Here is a 21,314-nt window from a genome sequence, read left to right on the forward strand (position 1 = left end):
TTCAACCCAACCAGATCTTGCGGCGAAGCGCGCTGATGAAATTCTGCACTTCCTCGGCGTCATGCGCCAGCGGCGGCATCACGCCCCAAACGGGACGCGGCCATGCAGCGTCGCTGGTGCGGCGCGCGATGACGTGGACGTGCAGCTGCGGGACGAGGTTGCCGAGCGCTGCGACATTCAGCTTGTCGCACTTGGTGACCTCTTTCAGGGCCCGGGAGACGCGGGTGATTTCCGTCATCAGTTGCGCCTGCTCGACCTCGTCGAGGTCGATGATCTCGACCGCGCCGTCGCGCCGCGGCACCAGCAGCAGCCACGGATAATGCGCATCCTTGATGACGAGCACCTTGCACAGCGGCAGGTCGCCGATGTCGATGGTGTCTTTCTTGAGCTGCGAATGCAGCGACCAATTGGAGGCGGACATGGGGGGCAAATAATGCCTTTCCGTGTTCCCAGACAAGTCCCACAAAGCCAGCCTTACAAAGCCGGGTCAGGCCGCTTGCTTTCCGGCGATTTTGGCCCCAAATAGGGACCGGGAGATTGGCGGTGGACGAGCCACTCGCCAACCGGGTCAGGTCCGGAAGGAAGCAGCCCTAACGAGGTCCGGATCGGGTCGCTCGTCAGTCTCCTACCTGTTTTTCCGAGCGAATCGCGCTGGAATGGCGGTCTCCGCGCCCGGCGCTCGATTTTGGCTCCTATCCGCACGCCGGCTGAAGAGACAATTCCCAAGTTGCGGATCGATGCATGAATGACGCTGGCGACCCCTCCCATCCGTCCGACGGCGCAGGCAAAGGGAGCCTTGACGGCGGTTTCGATCTCGGCGGCGCGCCGGACGCCGCAAAACCCTACCGCGTTCTTGCCCGCAAATACCGCCCCTCCAGCTTCGAGGATCTGATCGGCCAGGAGGCCATGGTGCGCACCGTCTCGAACGCGTTCGAGACCGGGCGGATTCCGCAGGCCTGGATCCTCACCGGCGTCCGCGGGGTCGGCAAGACCACCACCGCGCGCATCCTCGCCCGCGCCTTGAACTACGCCAAGCCGGACGGCTCGGTGCAGGGGCCGACCATCCACATGCCGGACCTCGGCATCCACTGCCAGGCGATCATGGAAAGCCGGCACATGGACGTGCTGGAGATGGACGCCGCCTCCCACACCGGCGTCGACGATGTCCGCCAGATCAATGACAGCGTGCGCTATGCGCCGGCCAGCGCGCGCTACAAGGTCTACATCATCGACGAAGTCCACATGCTGTCGACGGCGGCCTTCAACGCCTTCCTGAAGACGCTGGAGGAGCCGCCGGAGCACGCCAAGTTCGTGTTCGCCACCACCGAAATCCGCAAGGTTCCGATCACGGTGCTGTCGCGCTGCCAGCGCTTCGACCTGCGCCGGGTCGAAGCCGACGTGCTGATGAAGCATCTCGGCAACATCGCGGTTAGGGAAGGCGTCGAGGTCGAGCCCGAGGCGCTCGGCATCATCGCGCGGGCGGCCGAGGGATCGGTGCGCGACTCGCTGTCGCTGTTCGACCAGGCGATCGCGCATGCCGCGGGCAACGTGAAGGCCGATGCGGTCAGGCAGATGCTCGGCCTCGCCGACCGCACCCGCGTCATCGATCTGTTCGAACAGCTGGCGCGCGGCGATATCGCTGCCGCCTTCGCCGAATTCCGCGCGCAATATGACGTCGGCGCCGATCCGGTCGTGGTGCTGTCCGACCTTGCCGAGTTCGTCAATTTCGTCACACGCGTGAAGTTCGTGCCGGGGACGGCCGACAATGTCGCGTTCGGCGAGACCGAGCGGGTGCGGGCGCGCGAGTTCGCCGCCAAGCTGTCGATGCGGGTGCTGTCGCGGATGTGGCAGATGCTGCTCAAGGGCATCGCCGAGGTGCAGACCGCGACGCGCCCGGCCGCTGCCGCCGAGATGGTGCTGGTGCGGATTGCCTATGTCGCCGATTTGCCGACGCCGGATGAGGCGATCCGGATGATCGAGCAGAATGGCGGCGGCGCTGCGCCGGCGACGTCGGGATCCGCCGCCTCGCAACCGTCGCGCGGCACACCATCCTCGGCAATGCCTGCGATGTCATCCGCACCGGTGCGCGCGCCGCAGGCCGCGCCGCGCGCCGATTTCGCCGCGCGTCCGCAGATGGCAGCGCCGGCCGCCGATGCCGCGCCGGCGCTGCGGATATCAAGCTTTCCGCAATTGATCGCGCTCGCCGGCGAGAAGCGCGACATCATGATGAAGAGTGCGCTGGAGGCCGATGTGCGGCTGGTGCGCATCGAGGACGGCCAACTCGAGATCGCCCTCGAGCCGAAGGCGCAGCGCGCGCTGGTCACCGATCTGTCGCGCAAGCTCGAACTATGGACCGGGCGGCGCTGGACCGTGATCATCTCCAACGAGGCCGGCCAGCCCACGGTGCGCTCGCAGAACGAACTGGCGCGCAGCGAGCACCAGCGCGCCGCCGAGGCCGATCCGCGCGTGCAGGAGGTGCTGGCGCGCTTCCCCGGCACCAAGGTGGTCGAGGTTCGCCGCCTTGCCGCCGAGGTTCCGGTTTCGGATGCCACCGGCGAAGACCCGATTGAAACTTCCGACAGCGACGACGATTGATATTTGGCTACAGGGACGCACGCATGGCTGATTTTCTCGGCATGATGAAGCAGGCAGCGCAGCTGCAATCCAAGATGCAGGAGATGCAGGAACAGCTCGGCAATGTCGAGGTCGAAGGCATCTCCGGCGGCGGCCTGGTCACGGTGCGCATGACCGCCAAGATGGAAGTGAAGGGCATCAAGATCGATCCGTCGCTGATGAAGCCGGAGGAACGCGAGGTGCTCGAGGATCTCCTGGTCACCGCGCATGGCGATGCCCGCCGCAAGGCCGAGACCGCGATGCAGGAGAAGATGATGGCTCTTACCGGCGGGCTCAGCCTGCCGCCGGGATTTGGTCCGACTTAAATGGCTGCAAGCGTCGCCGGCCCCGAGATTGAACGCCTGATCCAGTTGCTGGCGCGGCTGCCGGGCCTCGGGCCCCGTTCGGCGCGGCGCGCGGCGCTGCATCTGATCAAGAAGCGCGAAGCCCTGATGACGCCGCTGACCGCGGCGCTGCAGGTGGCTATCGAGAAAATCCAGGTCTGCAAGACCTGCGGAAACATCGATACACAAAACCCCTGCACAGTGTGCACCGATCCGCGGCGCGATCCCTCGATCATCGTCGTGGTCGCAGACGTCGCCGATCTCTGGGCGCTGGAACGCGCCAATGCGACCAATGGCCGCTATCACGTGCTCGGCGCAACGCTGTCGCCGCTCGACGGCGTCGGTCCGCAGGATCTCACCATCGATCAACTGGTGGCGCGCGCGCATGCGCCCGAAGTCAGCGAGATCATTTTGGCGCTGAATGCGACCGTCGATGGCCAGACCACCGCGCATTACATCACCGACCTGTTGTCGGAGGCCAATGTGCGGGTGACGCGGCTGGCGCATGGCGTGCCGGTCGGCGGAGAGCTTGATTACCTCGATGAAGGTACGCTATCGGCTGCGATGCGGCAGCGCACGCTGTTCTAGCGCGCGCTCGACAGTCGGACGTGGCGGCGTTTGCCGAGCGATCCGTCACAAGTCGAAAAGATCGCACTGAAACAAAATGATAGGGTGGGTGACGATTCGGGGACGGTCATCCACGCTCTGACGAATCAAGTACGGAACCACCGCAAATGACGACACACCGATTCGGCGTACGCTTGTTCGGCGTACGTTTGGGCTTTGCGCTTCTGGCGGCAACGTTCGCCGCGCCTTGCGCCATCGCGCAGCAGAGCGACGCGCCGCAGAAGCCCGGCAAGATCATTCATGCCGGCGACGTGCTGTCGGGGGAACTCGGCGTCATGAAGGTGCGCGATGCCAAGAACCGCGGCAAGCGCGTCGCGACCTACCAGATCACCAGCGAGCCGCGCCGCCTGCCGCCGCCGAACGGTCTGTGCAATCTCGAGACCGGGCCGGAAACCTTCCAGCTCGTTCCAACCAACGACGCCCAGGCCGCGCAGCTCAAAAGCCTCTCCGGCAAGGAAATCTCGGTGAAGGTCGACGAAGTCGCCTGCGCCAAGGACGCCGGCGAGATGAGCGAAGCCATCGTCACCAAGTGGAGCGTGGTGGCGAAGTAGCTGCCTCAATTGCGGTGTCATCGTCCGGATGCGCCGGTAATGACACCGCGCTGTTTCTTGAGTTGCGACCCATCCTCATCGTCGTCCTGGCGAAGGCCAGGACCCATAACCACCGGCCTTGCTTGTCGGATGGATCGTGGCCCAGACATCGCGCAACAATTCGCATTTGGGGTAATGGGTCCTGGCCTTCGCCAGGACGACGCGCGGAGAGAGTGGTTCCGCGGCTTCTCCGCTGAATTACGAACGCCTCTGGAATACTGGGCGGATTCACCCGGTCAAGCCGGGCTACGGCGGCTGGGCTAAACCCGCACCGGCCCCAGCTCGTCGAAATGCCCGCGCCGCTGCAGCCAGGCGAGCAGGATCAGGCTCGGGATCGCGACCAGCACGCAGATCACGAAGAACATCTGCCAGCCGACGGCCTTGGCCACATAGCCCGCGCCCGACGACAGATAGGTCCGGCCGACCGCCGCGAGCGCCGTGAGCAGCGCATACTGGGTCGCGGTGTGCAGCGGATTGCGGCACAGCGCCGACAGATAGGCGACGAAGATCACGGTGCCGATCGCGCTGGTGAAATTCTCCGCGGTGATCGCAAGCGCGAGCGCCCATTGATCGACGCCGACATGGGCGAGCCAGGAGAATGAGAGATTGGCGACCGCCTGCAGCACGCCGCCGATCCAGAGGCTAGTCGCGAGCGAATAGCGCCGCGCCACGAAGCCGCCGGCAAAGCCGCCGATCAGGGTCGCGGCAAGGCCGACGCCTTTCACGATCGCCGCGTAATCGACCTTGGAAAAGCCGATGTCGATCACGAACGGCGCGGTCATGGTGCCCGAAAACGCGTCGGTGAACTTGAACAGCACCACAAAGGCGAGCGCCGCGAAGGCGTCCTTGCGGCTGAGGAACTCGGAGAACGCGCCGAGCGCGGCGTGTAGCACGCGTTCGGCCGCGTTCTGCGCATGCGTCGCCGCCTCCGCGCCCTTCGATTGCGTCGGCTCGGTCGCCGCAAGCGCGGTGACGATGCCGATCACGACCAGCGCGGCCATCACCACATAGCCCCACATCCAGGCCGAGGGGCGCGCGAGGCCAGCGGACTCGAAGCCGCTGACGATGAACAGCGCGCCGGCGGTCGAGACCAGCATGCCGACGCGGTAGGCCGCGACATAGGACGCCATGCCGGCGGCCTGCTCGCTTTCGGGCAGGCTTTCGACGCGGAAGGCATCGACCACGATGTCCTGCGTCGACGATGCGGTTGCGACCAGCAGCGCGGCGAAGGCCGCGAACCATGGCGAGCGCGCCGGATCGGCCATCGCCAGCACCAGGATCGCCGCGATCAGCAACAGCTGCGAGAACAGCAGCCAGCCGCGGCGGCGGCCGAACATCTGCGTGAACAGCGGCACATGCAGCGCGTCGACCAGCGGCGCCCAGAGGAACTTCAGCGTGTAGGGCGTGCCGATCAGCGCCAGCAGCCCGATGGTGCCGAGATCGACCCCGGCCTCCTTCATCCAGACCTGCAGCGTCGAGCCCGACAGCGCCAGCGGCAGCCCCGAGGAGAAGCCGAGCAGCAGCACGATCAGCACCCGCGGCTGCAGGTACACCGCAAAACTGTCGCGCCACGAGGTGGCGGCGGGGGGATTCTTTTCCGATTGGGTCGCGGTCACTTCGGGCGCGGTCATGCCCCTCTGTTAGCAGATTCGACCGCGGCTGCCTTGGCTCCCTCTCCCCGCTCTATCGCGGGGAGAGGGTTGGGGTGAGGGGCTTTCTCAGCGAATTATGACGGGTGCAATGTGCGGAAGCTCCCCCTCACCCGAAATTCGCGCGAAGCGCGAATTTCGACCTCTCCCCGCAAGCGGGGCGAGGTGACTTCGAGGCTACTCCCCCGCCTGCAGCTTGCGCGGGGCGGGGAACAGGTCGGACGTGCTGGGCTTGACGAAACGGGGGACCTCGATCGGGGTCTCGGACTTGCTGAAGTCGAGTTCCTCGATGCGGCCGGCGCGCTTCTCGATCTTGTCGGCGGAGATCAGGATCTGCCTGACGTCCTCGTTTACCTGGCCGAAATGGGTCTGCAGCTTGAGCACGCGATCGCGCAGGCGGCCGAGGTCGTCGCCGAGGTGCATCACCTCGTTGCGGATCTGGTCGGCGGCATCGCGAATGCGGGCGTCCTTCAGGATCTGCTGCATCACCTGGATCGCCAGCATCAAGAGCGACGGCGACACCAGCACGACGCGGGCGCGGTAGGCCTTCTGGATCACGTCGTCGAAGCCGTCATGGATCTCGGCATAGACCGATTCCGACGGCACGAACATCAGCGCGGTGTCCTGGGTCTCGCCCGGGATCAGGTACTTCTCCGCGATGTCGCTGACATGCTTCAGCACGTCGGCGCGCAGCCGCTGGCTGGCGAATTTGCGCTCCTCGTCGCTGCGCGCATCGTGCAGCGCGGTCATGGCCTCGAGCGGGAATTTCGCGTCGATGCAGAGCGGGCGCTGGTCGGGCAGGAACACCACGCAGTCCGGCCGCTTGCCCGACGTCAGCGTGTACTGGAACTCGAACGAGCCCTTCGGCATGCCGTCCTGGACGATCGCCTCCATCCGCGCCTGGCCGAAGGCGCCGCGCGATTGCTTGTTGGCGAGCACGTCGCGCAGCGTCGTCACCTGGGTGGTGAGTTCGTTGAGGTTCTTGTGCGCGTGGTCGATGATGCCGAGCCGCTCATGCAGCACGCGCAGTGAATCCATCGTGTTGCGGGTCGATTGCTCCATCGACTGGCCGACCCGGTGGGTCACCGAATCGAGCCGCTCGTTGACGGCCCGGGCCATCTCGGCCTGGCGGCCGGCCAGCGCCTGCGCCATAGTATCAACCTTGGCATCGACCCGCCCGGAGGATTCGCTCTGGGCCCGCAGCATGTCGGCGAGGCGCTCCTCCAGCTCTTCGGCGCGGATGGCCTGGGCCATTGCGAGTTCCGCGCCGCGCCGGCTGGCGCGTGCGATCACCACCGCAATGGCGAACAGCAGGATCAGCGCCAGCGCCCCAAGGCCGATCAATGCGTCGGAGACACGGACGGGAAGGTCGCCAATCGTGAGGAGAATCTCGTTCATGCCGGCAGTTGTAGCCGATTCGCGGCCAGGTGCGAACGAAGAGGGAACGTTTATGGCAAATGCATTCCTGATTTTCCGGGTTAATGCGGGGTGAAGAAACGTGGTTAAGGTTGTCCTAACGGGTTCCTGAGCGCATTGACCCCATGAAGTCAGCAGCTTAAATCGCCGCCATGGCATTAAGAGAAATTATCATCCTGCCGGACAAGCAGTTGCGGCTGGTGTCGAAACCGATCGAGAAGGTGACGCCGGAGATCCGCAAGCTGGCCGACGACATGCTCGAGACCATGTATGACGCGCCCGGCATTGGGCTGGCGGCGATCCAGGTCGCGCAGCCGCTGCGGCTGATCACCATGGACCTCGCCAAGCGCGACGAGAACGGCGAGACCACGGCGAAGCCGCGCGTCTTCATCAATCCGGAGATCATTGCGCGTTCGGAGGAGCTGTCGGTTTACGAAGAGGGCTGCCTGTCGATCCCCGAATATTACGAGGAGGTCGAGCGGCCGGCGCGGGTACGCGTGCGATTCACCGATCTCGACGGCACGGTGCATGAGGAGGATGCGGAAGGGCTCTACGCCACCTGCATCCAGCACGAAATCGATCATCTCAACGGCGTGCTGTTCGTGGACTATCTGTCGAAACTGAAGCGCGACCGCGTCTTCAAGAAATTCGAGAAGGCCGCCAAGCGCGCGGCGGAGTAGGCGCGCGCACTCCGCCGTCATGCCCGGGCTTGACCCGGGCATCCACGTCTTCCTTCTGGGAGACCAAAGACGTGGATGGCCGGGACAAGCCCGGCCATGACGAAGATTGGATCCTCCCGGAAGAATCTGACCGCATGCCTCTCCGCCTGATCTTCATGGGCACGCCCGATTTCGCGGTGCCGACGCTGCTGGAGCTCGTGGCCCATGGCCATGAGGTCGTGGCGGTCTACACCCGCGCGCCGAAGCCGGGCGGGCGACGCGGCCTGCAGCTGCAGCCGACGCCGGTCGAGCAGGAGGCGCGCCGCCTCGGCATTCCCGTGCTGACGCCGAAGACCCTCAAAACGCCGGAAGCACTCGAGGAGTTTCGCGCGCATGACGCAGACGCCGCCGTCGTCGTCGCCTATGGCATGATCCTGCCGCAGGCCATTCTCGACGCGCCGAAGCTCGGCTGCTTCAACCTGCATGCGTCGCTCTTGCCGCGCTGGCGCGGCGCCGCACCGATCAACCGCGCCATCATGGCGGGCGATGCCGAGAGCGGCGTGATGGTGATGAAGATGGATGTCGGCCTCGACACCGGCGACGTCGCGATGGCCGAGCGGTTGCCGATCACGGACAGCATGACGGCATCCGATCTGCACGACGCGCTGGCGCCGCTCGGTGCCGACCTGATGGTGCGCGCGATGGCGGCGCTCGGGCGCGGCGGCTTGCAACTGACGAAGCAGAGCGCGGACAGCGTCACCTATGCGGCCAAGATCGAGAAGGCCGAGGCGCGGATCGACTGGACACAGCCGGCGCATATGGTGCTGCGGCACATTCACGGGCTCTCGCCGTTTCCCGGCGCCTGGTGCGAGCTTGCCGGCGAAGGCGAGCCGGTGCGGCTGAAGATCCTGCGCTGCGAGCTGGCGAAAGGCTCGGGCGCACCGGGCGATGTGCTCGACGACAACTTCGCGATCGTCTGCGGCGACGGCGCGATCCGGATCCTCGAACTGCAGCGCGCCGGCAAGGCGCCGATGAAGGCAGCGGATTTTCTGCGCGGCACGCCGTTGAAGCCCGGCGCAAAGGTGTCCTGAGATTGTCATGCGCGGGCTTGACCCGCGCATCCATCTCGAAAAGAAGCTTGTCCCGAAGACGATGGATTGCCGGGTCAAGCCCGGCAATGACGGCCAAACCAGATTGAATGATGCCCCGCTACAAGCTCACCATCGAATATGACGGCACGCCGTTCTCCGGCTGGCAGATCCAGGACACCGCGCCGACCGTGCAGGGCGCGCTGGAGGCGGCGGTCAAGGCGATCTGCGGCGAGGACGTGCGCGTCCATGGCGCAGGGCGTACCGATGCCGGCGTGCATGCGCGCGGCCAGGTCGCGCATTGCGACATCGCCAAGCACTTCCCGCCCGGCCGCTTCCGCGACGGGCTGAATGCGCATCTGCGGCCCAATCCGATCGGCGTGCTCGCGGCTGACATCGTGCCCGACGATTTCGAGGCGCGGTTCTCCGCGACAAGGCGGCACTATCTCTATCGCATCACCAACACGCGCGCGAACCTCGCGCTTGACATCGGCCGCGTCTGGCGCGTGCCGCGCGCGCTCGATGCTGACGCGATGCACGCCGCCGCGCAACGCCTGCTCGGCAAGCATGATTTCACCACCTTCCGCGACACCGAGTGCCAGGCCAAGTCGCCGGAGAAGACGCTCGATCAGCTCGACGTCACCCGTGACGGCGCCACCGTCAACATCGTGACGTCGGCGCGCTCGTTCCTGCACAGCCAGGTGCGTTCGATGGTGGGCTCGCTGGTGTGGGTCGGCGAGGGTCGCTGGAGCGCCGACGATCTCGCCGCCGCGCTCAAAGCCCGCAACCGCGCCGCCTGCGGCCCCGTGGCGCCGCCGGACGGGCTCTATCTGATGCGGGTGGATTACTAGGCGGTGTGAATGATCTCGTAGGATGGGTAGAGCGAAGCGAAACCCATCACTTCGAATCCGCGGCGCCAATGATGGGTTTCGCTGCGCTCTACCCATCCTACGGATGTGAGCCTACCCGAAATACCACGCTGTATCTGGTGCGGGTGGATGGCTCGTAGCCCCAATCCCTACTGTGCATGGGGTTGTTTTCGCTGTTTAATCCAGCCGATCGGCTGGATTACGCAAGATACCTGTCCAGCACGCCCCGATAGATCCGCGTCAGCTTCTCCAGATCGGCCACCGGCGTGCGCTCGTCGACCTGGTGCATGGTCTGACCGACCAGGCCGAACTCGATCACCGGGCAATAGCTCGAGATGAAGCGCGCGTCCGAGGTGCCGCCGGAGGTCGATAGCTCCGGCCTGCGGCCGGTGATCTCCTCGATCGCGGCGACCGCGAGGTCGGTGAACGGGCCGGGCTGGGTGACGAACACGTTCGAGTTCGACGGTTGCCAATCGATGTGGGCGCGGATCCGGTTGCCGCAGGCTTTCGCCAGCCGTTCGTCGACCAGCTGGCGCAGGCTCTCCTGGGTGTGGTTGTCGTTGTAGCGGATGTTGAACTTCGCGCGCGCCTGGCCGGGGATCACGTTGCTGGCGGTGTTGCCGACATCGACCGTGGTGAATTCGAGGTTGCTGGCCTGGAACTGCGCGCTGCCGTGATCGAGCGGCTCGTCGCTCAGCGCCACGATCAGCCGCGAGATATCAGGCACCGGGTTGGAGGCGCGGTGCGGATAGGCGACATGGCCCTGCACGCCGTCGACCACCAGCGTGCCGGACTGCGAGCCGCGCCGGCCGATCTTGATCATGTCGCCCAGCACTTCGACATTCGAGGGCTCGCCGAGCACGCAATGATCGAATGTCTCGCCGCGCTCGGCGCACCATTTCAACAGCTTGACGGTGCCGTTGATCGAGACGTCTTCCTCATCGCCGGTGATCAGGAAGGAGATCGAGCCGTTGCCATTCTCTTGTGGCTTGCCGTCATGGTCGCCGAGATATTGCAGCACAGCGGCGACGCTGCAGGCGATGCCGCCCTTCATGTCGACGGCGCCGCGGCCATAGAGATAACCGTCCTTCACCTCGCCGGAGAACGCGCCGAGCGTCCACGCCGCTTCATCGCCGGGCGGCACCACGTCGGTGTGGCCGGCGAAGGTGATATGCGGCGCCGAGGTGCCGATGCGCGCATAGAGGTTGTCGATATCGGCGGTGCCGGGCTCGGAGAAGGTCACGCGGTGGACTTCGAAGCCTGCGGCTTTCAGCAGGTTTTCGAGAACGCCAAGCGCGCCGGCGTCGGCCGGGGTGACGGAGGGGCAGCGAACGAGATCGCGGGTAATCGAGACGGCATCACTCATGCGCCTCGCTTAACACGTCACACGGCGGGTGGACCAGCTTTGTGCGGCACGATATCGAGCTCGCTCTGCTGATCCCAGCCGCGCGCGGAGCGCGACCCGCTGTCGCGGCCTTGCCGCACATGGGTTTTCCCAAGCGGATTGGGGCCATAGCGATTGGGGTAGCTGGTGCCGCGCAAAAAGGCGAGCTCGATGAAGCCCCAGACATAGAGCACGAAGACGATCAGGCCCGCGGCCATCACCCAATAGGATTCATCGGGGAGCCGATCCGAGAACTGGCTCATGAGACCCGGGATCGCGAAAAACGGCACCATCCACCAGCCGCTCTTGTCGCGGTCGTGCAGGCGCTTGATCGAGACCGCGACATAGACCCAAACGAACAAGAACGTTCCGCAGGCCTTGACCAGCAATGCCGGCAATCCGGCCCAGCTCAGCGATTCGTAGCTGTCGGGGTCGAAGGCCCGGAAGATGTCGTCGACATTGAAGCTGAACCCGTTCTTGCCGCCGAGGCCGGCCGAGACCGCGAGTAAAGCCAGGAACATCATCCAGCAGACGATGATCAGCCCTGCGAGCCAGAATTTGGCCCGGTTGACGCGGCCCTTGAAGCCGAACAGGTAGTTGGCCCAGTCCATGAAAATGAGCTCCGGGCTGCGGCAATTCTTCGCGGCCCGGAGATATGTCGTTTTCGAGAGGTGCTTGGTTCGAAATGTGATCCGTCACCCTGAGGAGCGCGTAGCGCGTCTCGAAGGGTGAACGGCCACGGTGGGGCCGTCGACCCTTCGAGGGCCGCTGAAGACGCGGCCACCTCAGGGTGACGGTGATGGCGCGATTTCCGCGGCGCAGATCAGTCCCGCAGCAGCTCGTTGATGCTGGTCTTGGCGCGGGTGCGCTCGTCGACCCGCTTGACGATCACGGCGCAGGCGGTGGCAGGTCCCGGCTGGCCGTTCTTCAGCGGCTTGGCCGGCAGGGTGCCGGGCACCACGACGGCATATTCCGGGACCTCGCCGACGAAGATTTCGCCGGTCTCGCGGTCGACGATCTTGGTCGAGGCGCCGAGGAACACGCCCATCGACAGCACCGCGCCCTTGCGCACGATCACGCCCTCGGCGACCTCCGAGCGCGCGCCGATGAAGCAGTCGTCCTCGACGATCACGGGCTCGGCCTGCAGCGGCTCGAGCACGCCGCCGATGCCGACGCCGCCGGAGATGTGCACGCGCTTGCCGATCTGGGCGCAGGAGCCGACCGTCGACCAGGTGTCGATCATGGTGGCTTCATCGACATAGGCGCCGAGATTGACGAAGGAGGGCATCAGCACGACGTTGCGGGCGATGAAGGCCGAGCGGCGCACGATCGCGCCCGGCACGGCGCGGAAGCCGGCGTCGCGGAAACGGTTCTCGCCCCAGCCCTCGAACTTCGACGGCACCTTGTCCCACCACGATGCCTTGCCCGGGCCACCCGCGATCTGACCCATGTCGTTGAGGCGGAACGACAGCAGCACGGCCTTCTTCAGCCACTGATTGACCTTCCACTTGCCGCTCGTCTCGCGCTCGGCGACACGGGCCTCGCCCTTGTCGAGCAGCTCCAGCGCGTGGTCGACCGCCTCGCGGACCTCGCCCTTGGTCGAGGTCGAAATGCCTTCGCGGGCGTCGAACGCGGTGTTGACGGTGGTTTCGAGGGCGGACAGCGACATCGGGACAATCCTTGGCGTATCGGGGATTATGACGGGATTTTGCAGGGCTTTTTCGGAATTTGGGGCCGCGGAGTCAAGGCAAACTCCTTCCTACCAAGCCGACTCTCTCCTCCCGTCGTCCCGTCCAAGCGAAGCGCGAGCCGGGACCCATAACCACGAATGCCAGCGTTGCGGCACGCTGGGGCCACGGCGAGTAGCCACACAGAGATTGGTGGTTATGGGTCCGGCTTTCGCCGGGACGACGTGGGGAGAGGTCAGGGCTTTCCGTTCAGCCGCTGCAGGAAGCCGGTGAGATCATCAGTGACATGATCGACATGGGCGGCGTCGCGGCCTTCGAGCTCCCAGGCCTCGCGCACCACCTCCTGGCTGCCGTCGGGCACGACCAGCACGGTGGTCATGCCGAGCTCATGCGGCACCACCAGGTTGCGCGCGAGGTCCTCGAACATCGCAGCCCTCGCCGGATCGACATCGTGGAGCCTGAGGAACTTCTGGTAGGTCTGCGGCGCCGGCTTCGGCTCGAGATCGGCGGCGATGATGTCGAACACGCCGTCGAAATGGTTGCCGATGCCGAGCCGGCCCAGCACCGCATCGACATGGTCGACCGAGCCGTTCGTCAGGATCAGCTTGCGTCCCGGCAGCCTGGCGATCGCAGCCCCCATCGCCGGATTCGGCTGCAGCGGCGAGTGGTCGATCTTGTGCACATAAGCGAGATAGTCGTCGGCCTGCACGCCGTGCTCGGTCATCATACCGCGCATCGTGGTGCCGTAGCGCAGGTAATAGTCCTTCTGCAGCCGCCGTGCTTCCTCGGGAGAGATCTTCAGCCAGTTGCTGACGAACTCGCCGATCCGCGCATCGACCTGCTGCCACAGGTTGACGTGATGCGGGTACAGCGTGTTGTCGAGGTCGAACACCCAGGTCTCGACATGGCCGAAGCTGCGGGGAGTATTCATTGTGGCTCTCCACTTGTCAGCGTGAACGTCGTTCCGCCCTCCGCCGTCGTCCTGGCGAAAGCCCATAGGCGCTAAAATAGGATTTGCGCCTTGGATTCGCTTGTGATTCCAAGATGGAATGGCACACGAATCGCTTGTGAACAAAGATTGGGCGCGCGTTGTCGCCCGACTTGGCGGAGCCGAGGCTCTGAACATTAGCGCGCGCAAGACGAAGGCGTTTGTCCGTCCGCGGGAGATCAGCAATGCGGTCGACTTGCTGCGCCTGATCTTGGCTTATTGCCTTGGTGAGAAAGGGCTGCGGTTGACGGCGGCATGGGCCACGTCGGTTGGGCTTGTCGATATCTCCAACGTGGCTCTGTTGTATCGCTTACGTCAGTGCGGAGATTGGCTGGCAATCTTGGTCGAGCAGGCGCTTGCCGCCGCGGCGCCGAAGGCGAGCCGCGGTCGTCTGATCCGTATTGTTGACGCCACGACGGTCCCCAAGGCTGGGACGAGCGGCAGGAACAAGAACGCAGTGTGGCGTATCCATAGCGCGTTCGATCTTCCGCAGGAGCGCTTTGGTCACTTCGAACTGACCGATCAGCGAGCGGGCGAGACGCTGGATCGGATACCGGCGGTTGCCGGTGAGATCCGTCTTGCCGATCGCGCCTATCTGCAACCGGAGCGCATGGCGCATCTCGTCGATGCCGATGCGGACTTCGTGATCCGGGCCGGCTGGAAGAGCGCGCGCTGGCTCGATGCCGAAGGTAATCTTGTTGACCTCACTGCCGAACTGCGCAACGCCTCGGCGCGTGGCCTGATCGATCGGCCGATTTGGATAAAGCGCAAGTCAGGTGCGCCGCCGCTCGCAGTGCGTCTGGTTGCCGCGAAGAAGCCGGCGCAAGCTGCTGCGGCTGCGCGACGCAAGGCGCGCCGGACTGCACAAAAGGGAGGTCATCAGCTCTCCAGGCAAACACTTGACGCCGCAGATTGGGTGATCCTGGTGACCTCACTCAGGCCAGAGGACTTCACGACTGCAGATATCCTCGCCCTCTATCGGCTGCGATGGCGCATTGAGCTCGGCTTCAAGCGGCTGAAAAGCCTGATTGGCCTGAAGGGACCTCCCGGAACCGACGAGCGGTCCGCCAGACCCCATATCCTCGCTCATCTGCTGATCATTCTATTGCTCGAGCCGCTCGTCGACGAACTCGAAGACTCTCCCCGCTTGGCCGACGCCGCCTGACCCACCCAGTGACGTGGCGTCTGCTGCGCCAGCTCGTAGCTTCGCTACGGCAAGCGATCATTCCACAGCCCGCAATCGCTCTACTCTGCAGAGCCAGTCACGCTCTCCGGCGACATCTACGCGAGCCACCCAGACATAAGCGCCACTATCAGACTATGATCAAACTATCTTAGCGCCTATGGGCGAAAGCCAGGACCCATACCGCGGAATCTATCAATGTGGCACGGTGCTCGTCGTTCTTCGCCAAACGCAGTCTTGTGGTAATGGGTCCTGGCCTTCGCCAGGACGACATCGATGTTTGCGGCCTCATTATCTTCATCACGGCATCGCAAAGCGCAGCGTCTTGCCGCCGCTGGTCATGTCGACGGTGGTGAAGCCGAGCGCGGCGAGGCCGCGGGTGCTGCAGTCGCCCTGTTCGTTGATCTCGAACTTGCTTTCGCGGGTGCAGAGCTGGACCCCGCCGCCCCAGTTCAGCGGCTTGTCCTTGATGCGGATGGCCCGGTTGTCGTTGTCGACCGCTTCGGCAAACGAATAGATCTGCTTCGGCGCGCCTGATACGTCGGGATGCAGGCACTTGCCGGGGTCGATGCGATACCAGCCGCGGCTGGTCACCACCTTGCCGTCGTCGGTTGCAACCGCGGCCATCACCTTGTGCGGCGTGTCGTTGCACCAGGTCAGCCCCGATGGCGACGGCTTCTGCACGGCATCGATCATGGTGGCGAAGAAATTCGGCGACTGCACGATGTCGCTGGCGAGCCCGCGACTCTTGAGGAACGCCGACAGCGCACTCTGGGTCTTCGGCCCGTCGACGCCATCGATTGGCGCGGCATCGTAGCCCGCGATCACCAGCAGGCGCTGGATGCCGGCGAGGCGCGCCTGCTCGTCGTCATATTCGCTGTCTTCGGCGAGATAGGCGACCAGATGGCCGTCGTCGGTCTTCGTCGGCGTGATCTGGGTGAATTGCGCGGGCATCTGGCCGGAGCGGCATTGTCGCGCGGCGGCGATCACGAAATTGTCCTGCGCCACGCAGAGCGTGTCGGTGCCGTTCTGCGGGATCGGCGAAGCGCCATAGACGCCAAGCGCCCGCGCATTGAGCAGCACGCGGTCGGCGGTGAGCGCGCCCTGCACCACGACCCGGCAGGTCGCGGGATCGATGCGGAACCAGCCGCGTGTCGCGGTCGCGGCCTTGTCGTCGATGCCGATCGCGGCCTCGATCACATAGCTCATGCGGTTGCAGAGCTTGAGGTCGGCATGCGCCGGCGCCGACGAGAACAGGAACGACACCAGCGCGGCCGGCAGCGCCATCGCGAGCCGCGCCGGCAGCGACCGGCGATGAATCCTCGCCGTGTGTCCCGCGTCTGCCATTACTTGTGGATCAGCGTGCCGGTGCCCTGGTTGGTGAAGAGCTCGAGCAGCACCGCGTGCTGCGTCTTGCCGTCGATGATCACGACGCCCTGCACGCCCTGTTCGAGCGCGTAAATGCAGGTCTCGACCTTCGGGATCATGCCGCCGGAAATCGTGCCGTCGGCGATCAGCTTGCGGGCTTCCTTGATCGACAGGTCCGGAATCAGCTTCTTGGACTTGTCGAGCACGCCCGGCACGTCCGTCAGCAGCAACAGGCGCTTGGCCTTGAGCGCGCCCGCGATCGCGCCGGCGAAGGTGTCGGCGTTGATGTTCAGGGTCTGGCCGTCCTGCGAGGTCGCCAGCGGCGCCAGCACCGGGATCAGCTCATAGCCGATCAGCTGATTGAGCAGCGTGAGGTCGACCTTTTCGGGGTCGCCGACGAAGCCGAGATCGATGGCCTTCTCGATGTTGGAATCCGGATCGACCATGGTGCGCGTCGTCTTCGACGCCTTCACCATGTTGCCGTCCTTGCCGGAGAGGCCCACGGCCTTGCCGCCCGCCTCGTTGATGTAGCCGACGATCTGCTTGTTGACCGAGCCCGCCAGTACCATCTCGACGATCTCGATGGTCGCGGCGTCGGTGATGCGCAGGCCCGCGGCGAATTCCGACTGGATGCCGAGGCGCTTCAGCATGGTCGCGATCTGCGGCCCACCGCCATGCACGACCACCGGATTGATCGCGGTCTGCTCGAGCAGCACGATGTCGCGCGCGAACGCCTTCGCGGTGTCCTCGGCGCCCATGGCATGGCCGCCATATTTAATGACGATGGTTTCCTCGTCATATTCCTGCATGTGCGGCAGCGCCTCGGACAGGATGCGGGCCTGATCGAGCGGGCTGATGTGCTGGTCGGTCATGGGGCTGGTCTCGTCGTCAGCGGAGGGGTGGCGCGGTTCTATCTGATTGGCGGGCAGGGCGCAAAGCGGTCTTGACCCTCTCCCCTTGTGGGAGAGGGTGGCTTCGATGCGACGGCATTGAAGCCGGGTGAGGCGTTTGTCTCCGCGGATAGAGACCCCTCATCCGGCGCGGATTGCATCCGCGCCACCTTCTCCCACAAGGGGAGAAGGAAGTATGGCGGTCATCACCGCTTCGGCCACATCGCCGCGACCGCCAGTACCAGCCAGCTCAGGATCAAGAGCGTTCCGCCGGTCGGCGCAGCCATCGGAAACAATCCATGGCCGGCATATTGGCGCAGCACGAGGTCGCCCGCGAACAATGACGCCGCGATGACGAAGCCGGCCGCCGCCGCGACTGCGAGCTTCGCATGGATGATCGTGCGATCCGCGACCGCGATGGTCGCGACTACGGCGGGTGCATGGAACAGCAGCATCGAGGATGCCGCCGCCAGCCGCGTGGCGTCAGGCAGATGGGCTGCGGCCGCCGCCAGCATCACGCCGCAAGCGCCCATGATGGCGGCAAGGCCGATCAGGAAGCGGGATGCCCCGCTCATCGGCGCCGTTCCTCGATCAGGCGCACCATGGCGGCACGCAGCTCCGGCATGCCGTCGCCGGTGCGCGACGAGGTCACCAGCACTTCGGGGAAGGCGGCGGGATGTTTTGCGAGCGTTGCTGACGTGTCGGCGATGACGGTCTTGAGTTCGCCGGCCTTCACCTGATCGGCCTTGGTCAGCACGACCTGATAGCTCACCGCGGACTTGTCCAGCGTCTTCAGCACGTCGAGATCGACGTCCTTGATGCCGTGGCGCGCGTCGATCAGCACGTAGACCCGTGCCAGCGTCGCGCGCCCGAGCAGGAATTTGTGGATCAGCGCCGTCCACGACGCCACCTTGGTCTTCGGCGCCGAGGCGTAGCCGTAGCCGGGCATGTCGACCAGGCGGAAGGCGGCCTTCTCAGGCCCCTCGAAGAAGATCAGTTCCTGGGTGCGGCCGGGCGTGTGCGATGTTCGCGCCAGAGCGCTGCGGCCGGTCAGCGCGTTGATCAGGCTCGACTTGCCGACATTGGAGCGGCCGGCGAAGGCGACCTCGAGGCCGGCCATCGGCGGCAGCGTCTCGATCGAGGGCGAGGCCCAGATGAAGCGCCAGTCGCCGGCGAACAGCTTTCGGCCTTGCTCGATCAGCGCCGCATCGGGTTCGGTGCTCATGCGCGGCGCCCCACTCTCGTTCCGTCATTGCGAGGAGCGAAGCGACGAAGCAATCCATTTCTCCTCGTGTTGAGGCGTGGATTGCTTCGCTTCGCTCGCAATGACGGTGCTACCTAGGTCGTCTTCTTGGCGAACGTCGCCTTCAGATTGTCGAACAGCTCCACCTTCACGCCATTCTTGCGCATAATGAAGCTCTGCTGCAGCACCGACAGCAGGTTGTTCCAGGCCCAGTAGATCACGAGACCCGCCGGGAAGCCGGCCAGCATGAAGGTGAAGATCAGCGGCATCCAGTCGAAGATCATCTTCTGGGTCGGATCCGGCGGCGCCGGATTGAGCTTCATCTGGACCCACATCGTGATGCCCATGATGATCGGCCAGATACCCATCACCAGATAGGCGCCGAAATGCGGTCCGAGCAGCGCGATCGGATCGAACGGAATGAGGCCGAACAGCGTGAACAGATTGGTCGGATCAGGCGCCGAGAGGTCCTTGATCCAGCCGAAGAACGGCGCGTGCCGCATTTCGATGGTGATGAACAGCACCTTGTAGAGCGAGAAGAACACCGGGATCTGCAAGGCGACGGGAAGACAGCCCGCGATCGGGTTGATCTTCTCCTTCTTGTAGATCTCCATCATCTCCTGCTGCTGCTTCACGCGGTCATCAGGATAACGTTCCTTCAGCGCCTGCAGCTGCGGCTGCACCGACTTCATCTTCGCCATCGAGGCGTAGGACTTGTTGGCGAGCGGGAAGAACAACAGCTTCACGATCACGGTCACCAAGAGGATCGCGATGCCGAAATTGCCGACCAGGCGATAGAACCAGTCGAGCGCCAGGAACATCGGCTTGGTGATGAAGTAGAAATGGCCCCAGTCGATCAGGAGATCGAAATGATTGAGGCCGAGCTGCTTGTTGTAGCCGCCGAAGCCGACCAGCGGGAAGTTGAGGCCGACCGTGGCGGCCTCCTTCGCGCCGGCGAACAGCCGCCCGTTGGCAACGCCGGTGCCGCCGATCGGAATGGTCTGCGCGCCGAGCATGTAGTCGGTCTGGTAGCGCTTGTCGCCGGTGGTGAAGCGGGCGCTTTCGAGCGTTGCGGTGGTCTCCGGCAGCAGTGCCGTGGCCCAGTATTTGTCGGTGATGCCGAGCCAGCCGTCGGTGACCTTCGTGAACACGATGCCGCGCGAATTTCCGCCGGTCGAGGTCTTGGCCTCGTCGATGTTCTTGTAGCTGAATTCCTGCAGGCCGTGTTCGCCGAGATAGCCGATCGGGCCTTCATGCAGAATCGCGTAGCCGGAGACCGGCGGCTTGCCGCCGCGCGAGATCAGACCGAACGGATACAGCGTCACCGGCGCGCTGCCTTGATTGATGACCTCGTCCTTGATGCTGAAGAGGTAGCGATCGTCGATCGAGATGGTGCGGCGGAAGGTCAGGCCCTGGCCGTTCTCGTATTTCAGAATCACCGGGGTGCTCGGCGACAGGGTGTTCGATCCCTCCTGCTGCCAGACGGTTTCGGCGTTCGGCGTCTTCACCGATGAGCCGTTGGCGGTCAGCCACAGGAACTCGGCGTAATAAGGCTCGGCCGTGCCCGACGGGGAAAGCAGCACGACAGCCGGCGATTTGGGATCGACCGTCTCGCGGAACTGAACCAGCGCCAGGTCGTCGATCCGGGCGCCCTTCAGCGCGATGCTGCCGGTGACGCGCGGGGTCTCGATCTTGATGCGCGGGCCGGAGGCAAGCACCGTCTCGCGGCTCGCGACCGGAGCGTCAGCAGTAGGCGCGCCGGGAGCCGGAGAGGGAGTCGCCGAGGTACCCGGAGCGGTGCCGGGAGCAGCACCCGGAGTCGCCTGCGGCGCCGGCTTCTGCAACTCCGCCTGGCGCTGCGCCTCGCGCTGCTTCTCCATCTGCGGCACATTGTAGAAATATTGCCAGGCGATCAGGACGAGGCCGGACAGAATGACGGCAAGGATCGTGTTGCGGTTGTCGGACATCTCTTAGGGTCTCGTCATTCCATTCGGATTGGGCGCGCTCTTGTTACCCGCCTTGTTGGTACCCGTCTTGTTATTACCCGTGTTGGGCGCAGGCCGGTCGAGGCGGCGCAGCGCCGACCGCAGGTCGTCAAGCATGGTCGCAAAGTCGCGGGTCAGCGCGTCACGACGGCCCACTAGCACATAATCATGGTGCGGCCGCATGAATACGGCGTCGACCTGTCTCATCACTTCGCGAAGCCGGCGGCGGATGCGGTTGCGCTCGGTCGCGGTGCCGTTCTTCTTGGTGACGGTATAGCCGACGCGGATCGGGCCCTGATCGTCGCGGCGGCGGCCCTGCAGCACAAAAGCTGTGGTATTCGCCCGTGCGCCATTGGCAACGGCGAGGAAATCCGCCCGCTGCCTCAGCCGATCCATAATGGGTATCTCCGGAGAGGAGACGTCCGGGCTCAGGCGCTCAGGCGCTTGCGGCCACGCGCGCGGCGCGCAGCGAGGACCTTGCGGCCGCCGGCCGTGGCGAGACGGGCGCGGAAGCCGTGACGGCGCTTGCGCACCAGTTTGCTGGGTTGATAAGTCCGCTTCACGGGTAATTCTCCGCTGACCGGGCAATTTGCCGTTGTATTGAGATGGAGTCCGGTGATGCTGGCGGGCCCAAACGAGCCGTTGACGGCCCCAAAGAGCCGCCCCCGGGTCAAGAACCGGGCCATCGCGGACAGTTGGCGCGGCTTATAAGGGAGCGCCCTGTTTTCGT

At 64.9% G+C, this 21,314-nt stretch carries 22 protein-coding genes and 1 other RNA gene; 9 read left to right on the top strand and 14 right to left on the bottom strand.

Annotation, left to right across the window (positions count from 1 at the left end; all coding sequences use genetic code 11):
• Window position 1: 1 nt before the first annotated feature.
• A complete protein-coding gene (locus tag ACVIYL_RS11705; protein ID WP_225164140.1) occupies window positions 2-421 on the bottom strand; it encodes an HIT domain-containing protein in 420 nt (139 codons plus the stop codon).
• Window positions 422-532: 111 nt separating this feature from the next.
• Here ACVIYL_RS11705 and ffs point away from each other — a divergent pair.
• The 5 genes from ffs to ACVIYL_RS11730 all read left to right on the top strand — a co-directional run bounded on the left by ffs (window position 533) and on the right by ACVIYL_RS11730 (window position 4,135).
• Window positions 533-629: signal recognition particle sRNA small type (ffs, locus tag ACVIYL_RS11710), an RNA gene on the top strand.
• Window positions 630-741: 112 nt separating this feature from the next.
• Window positions 742-2,595 carry a DNA polymerase III subunit gamma/tau gene (locus ACVIYL_RS11715; RefSeq protein WP_456778603.1) on the top strand — a complete coding sequence of 618 codons (1,854 nt, stop codon included), beginning with the start codon at window positions 742-744 and terminating at the stop codon, window positions 2,593-2,595.
• 23 nt (window positions 2,596-2,618) lie between these two features.
• On the top strand, window positions 2,619-2,939 hold the full coding sequence (locus ACVIYL_RS11720; protein WP_225164138.1) for a YbaB/EbfC family nucleoid-associated protein: 321 nt from the start codon (window positions 2,619-2,621) through the stop codon (window positions 2,937-2,939).
• Complete coding sequence (gene recR / locus ACVIYL_RS11725; RefSeq protein WP_016848081.1) at window positions 2,940-3,545, top strand: recombination mediator RecR; 606 nt, start codon at window positions 2,940-2,942, stop codon at window positions 3,543-3,545.
• 146 nt (window positions 3,546-3,691) lie between these two features.
• Window positions 3,692-4,135 (top strand): hypothetical protein, encoded by a 444-nt coding sequence (locus ACVIYL_RS11730; RefSeq protein ID WP_456778604.1) that lies wholly within the window; start codon window positions 3,692-3,694, stop codon window positions 4,133-4,135.
• Between the two features lie 299 nt (window positions 4,136-4,434).
• Here ACVIYL_RS11730 and ACVIYL_RS11735 read toward each other — a convergent pair whose 3' ends face one another.
• Window positions 4,435-5,805 carry an AmpG family muropeptide MFS transporter gene (locus tag ACVIYL_RS11735; protein WP_456778605.1) on the bottom strand — a complete coding sequence of 457 codons (1,371 nt, stop codon included), beginning with the start codon at window positions 5,803-5,805 and terminating at the stop codon, window positions 4,435-4,437.
• A 195-nt stretch (window positions 5,806-6,000) separates the two neighbouring features.
• Window positions 6,001-7,221, bottom strand: a complete 1,221-nt coding sequence (locus ACVIYL_RS11740; protein ID WP_225649462.1) for a DNA recombination protein RmuC — start codon at window positions 7,219-7,221, stop codon at window positions 6,001-6,003.
• Between the two features lie 170 nt (window positions 7,222-7,391).
• Between ACVIYL_RS11740 and def the strand changes: the two genes are divergently transcribed.
• From def to truA, 3 genes are all read left to right on the top strand, one after another.
• Window positions 7,392-7,919, top strand: coding sequence for a peptide deformylase (gene def / locus ACVIYL_RS11745; RefSeq protein WP_038385628.1), 528 nt, complete (start codon window positions 7,392-7,394; stop codon window positions 7,917-7,919).
• Between the two features lie 134 nt (window positions 7,920-8,053).
• A complete protein-coding gene (gene fmt / locus ACVIYL_RS11750) occupies window positions 8,054-8,989 on the top strand; it encodes a methionyl-tRNA formyltransferase (RefSeq protein WP_456778606.1) in 936 nt (311 codons plus the stop codon).
• Between the two features lie 110 nt (window positions 8,990-9,099).
• Window positions 9,100-9,837, top strand: a complete 738-nt coding sequence (gene truA / locus ACVIYL_RS11755) for a tRNA pseudouridine(38-40) synthase TruA (protein WP_456778607.1) — start codon at window positions 9,100-9,102, stop codon at window positions 9,835-9,837.
• Between the two features lie 217 nt (window positions 9,838-10,054).
• Here truA and dapE read toward each other — a convergent pair whose 3' ends face one another.
• From dapE to ACVIYL_RS11775, 4 genes are all read right to left on the bottom strand, one after another.
• Window positions 10,055-11,221 carry a succinyl-diaminopimelate desuccinylase gene (gene dapE / locus ACVIYL_RS11760; RefSeq protein ID WP_456778608.1) on the bottom strand — a complete coding sequence of 389 codons (1,167 nt, stop codon included), beginning with the start codon at window positions 11,219-11,221 and terminating at the stop codon, window positions 10,055-10,057.
• Window positions 11,222-11,238: 17 nt separating this feature from the next.
• Complete coding sequence (locus ACVIYL_RS11765; RefSeq protein WP_456778609.1) at window positions 11,239-11,850, bottom strand: DUF805 domain-containing protein; 612 nt, start codon at window positions 11,848-11,850, stop codon at window positions 11,239-11,241.
• Window positions 11,851-12,062: 212 nt separating this feature from the next.
• On the bottom strand, window positions 12,063-12,908 hold the full coding sequence (gene dapD / locus ACVIYL_RS11770; protein WP_028335932.1) for a 2,3,4,5-tetrahydropyridine-2,6-dicarboxylate N-succinyltransferase: 846 nt from the start codon (window positions 12,906-12,908) through the stop codon (window positions 12,063-12,065).
• Between the two features lie 254 nt (window positions 12,909-13,162).
• Complete coding sequence (locus ACVIYL_RS11775; RefSeq protein WP_092078792.1) at window positions 13,163-13,858, bottom strand: pyrimidine 5'-nucleotidase; 696 nt, start codon at window positions 13,856-13,858, stop codon at window positions 13,163-13,165.
• 136 nt (window positions 13,859-13,994) lie between these two features.
• On the opposite strand from ACVIYL_RS11775, the gene ACVIYL_RS11780 reads away from it, so the two are divergent.
• Complete coding sequence (locus ACVIYL_RS11780; protein WP_253604643.1) at window positions 13,995-15,080, top strand: IS4 family transposase; 1,086 nt, start codon at window positions 13,995-13,997, stop codon at window positions 15,078-15,080.
• 318 nt (window positions 15,081-15,398) lie between these two features.
• Here ACVIYL_RS11780 and ACVIYL_RS11785 read toward each other — a convergent pair whose 3' ends face one another.
• The 7 genes from ACVIYL_RS11785 to rpmH form a co-directional block, all read right to left on the bottom strand.
• Entirely contained in the window at window positions 15,399-16,385 is a 987-nt protein-coding gene (locus ACVIYL_RS11785; RefSeq protein ID WP_456781810.1) for a DUF1036 domain-containing protein, read from the bottom strand.
• Window positions 16,386-16,444: 59 nt separating this feature from the next.
• On the bottom strand, window positions 16,445-17,338 hold the full coding sequence (argB, locus tag ACVIYL_RS11790) for an acetylglutamate kinase (RefSeq protein WP_016848093.1): 894 nt from the start codon (window positions 17,336-17,338) through the stop codon (window positions 16,445-16,447).
• Between the two features lie 224 nt (window positions 17,339-17,562).
• Window positions 17,563-17,931 (bottom strand): DUF423 domain-containing protein, encoded by a 369-nt coding sequence (locus tag ACVIYL_RS11795; protein ID WP_456778610.1) that lies wholly within the window; start codon window positions 17,929-17,931, stop codon window positions 17,563-17,565.
• Window positions 17,928-18,581 (bottom strand): ribosome biogenesis GTP-binding protein YihA/YsxC, encoded by a 654-nt coding sequence (gene yihA, locus ACVIYL_RS11800; RefSeq protein WP_253606271.1) that lies wholly within the window; start codon window positions 18,579-18,581, stop codon window positions 17,928-17,930. The genes ACVIYL_RS11795 and yihA overlap by 4 nt, the downstream gene beginning before the upstream one ends.
• A 113-nt stretch (window positions 18,582-18,694) precedes the next feature.
• Window positions 18,695-20,566 (bottom strand): membrane protein insertase YidC, encoded by a 1,872-nt coding sequence (gene yidC / locus ACVIYL_RS11805; RefSeq protein WP_456778611.1) that lies wholly within the window; start codon window positions 20,564-20,566, stop codon window positions 18,695-18,697.
• Window positions 20,567-20,569: 3 nt separating this feature from the next.
• Window positions 20,570-20,980, bottom strand: a complete 411-nt coding sequence (gene rnpA / locus ACVIYL_RS11810) for a ribonuclease P protein component (protein ID WP_057018968.1) — start codon at window positions 20,978-20,980, stop codon at window positions 20,570-20,572.
• 32 nt (window positions 20,981-21,012) lie between these two features.
• Window positions 21,013-21,147 carry a 50S ribosomal protein L34 gene (gene rpmH, locus ACVIYL_RS11815; RefSeq protein WP_008542748.1) on the bottom strand — a complete coding sequence of 45 codons (135 nt, stop codon included), beginning with the start codon at window positions 21,145-21,147 and terminating at the stop codon, window positions 21,013-21,015.
• Between the last annotated feature and the right edge of the window lie 167 nt (window positions 21,148-21,314).

The organism is Bradyrhizobium sp. USDA 3315 (assembly GCF_054056795.1).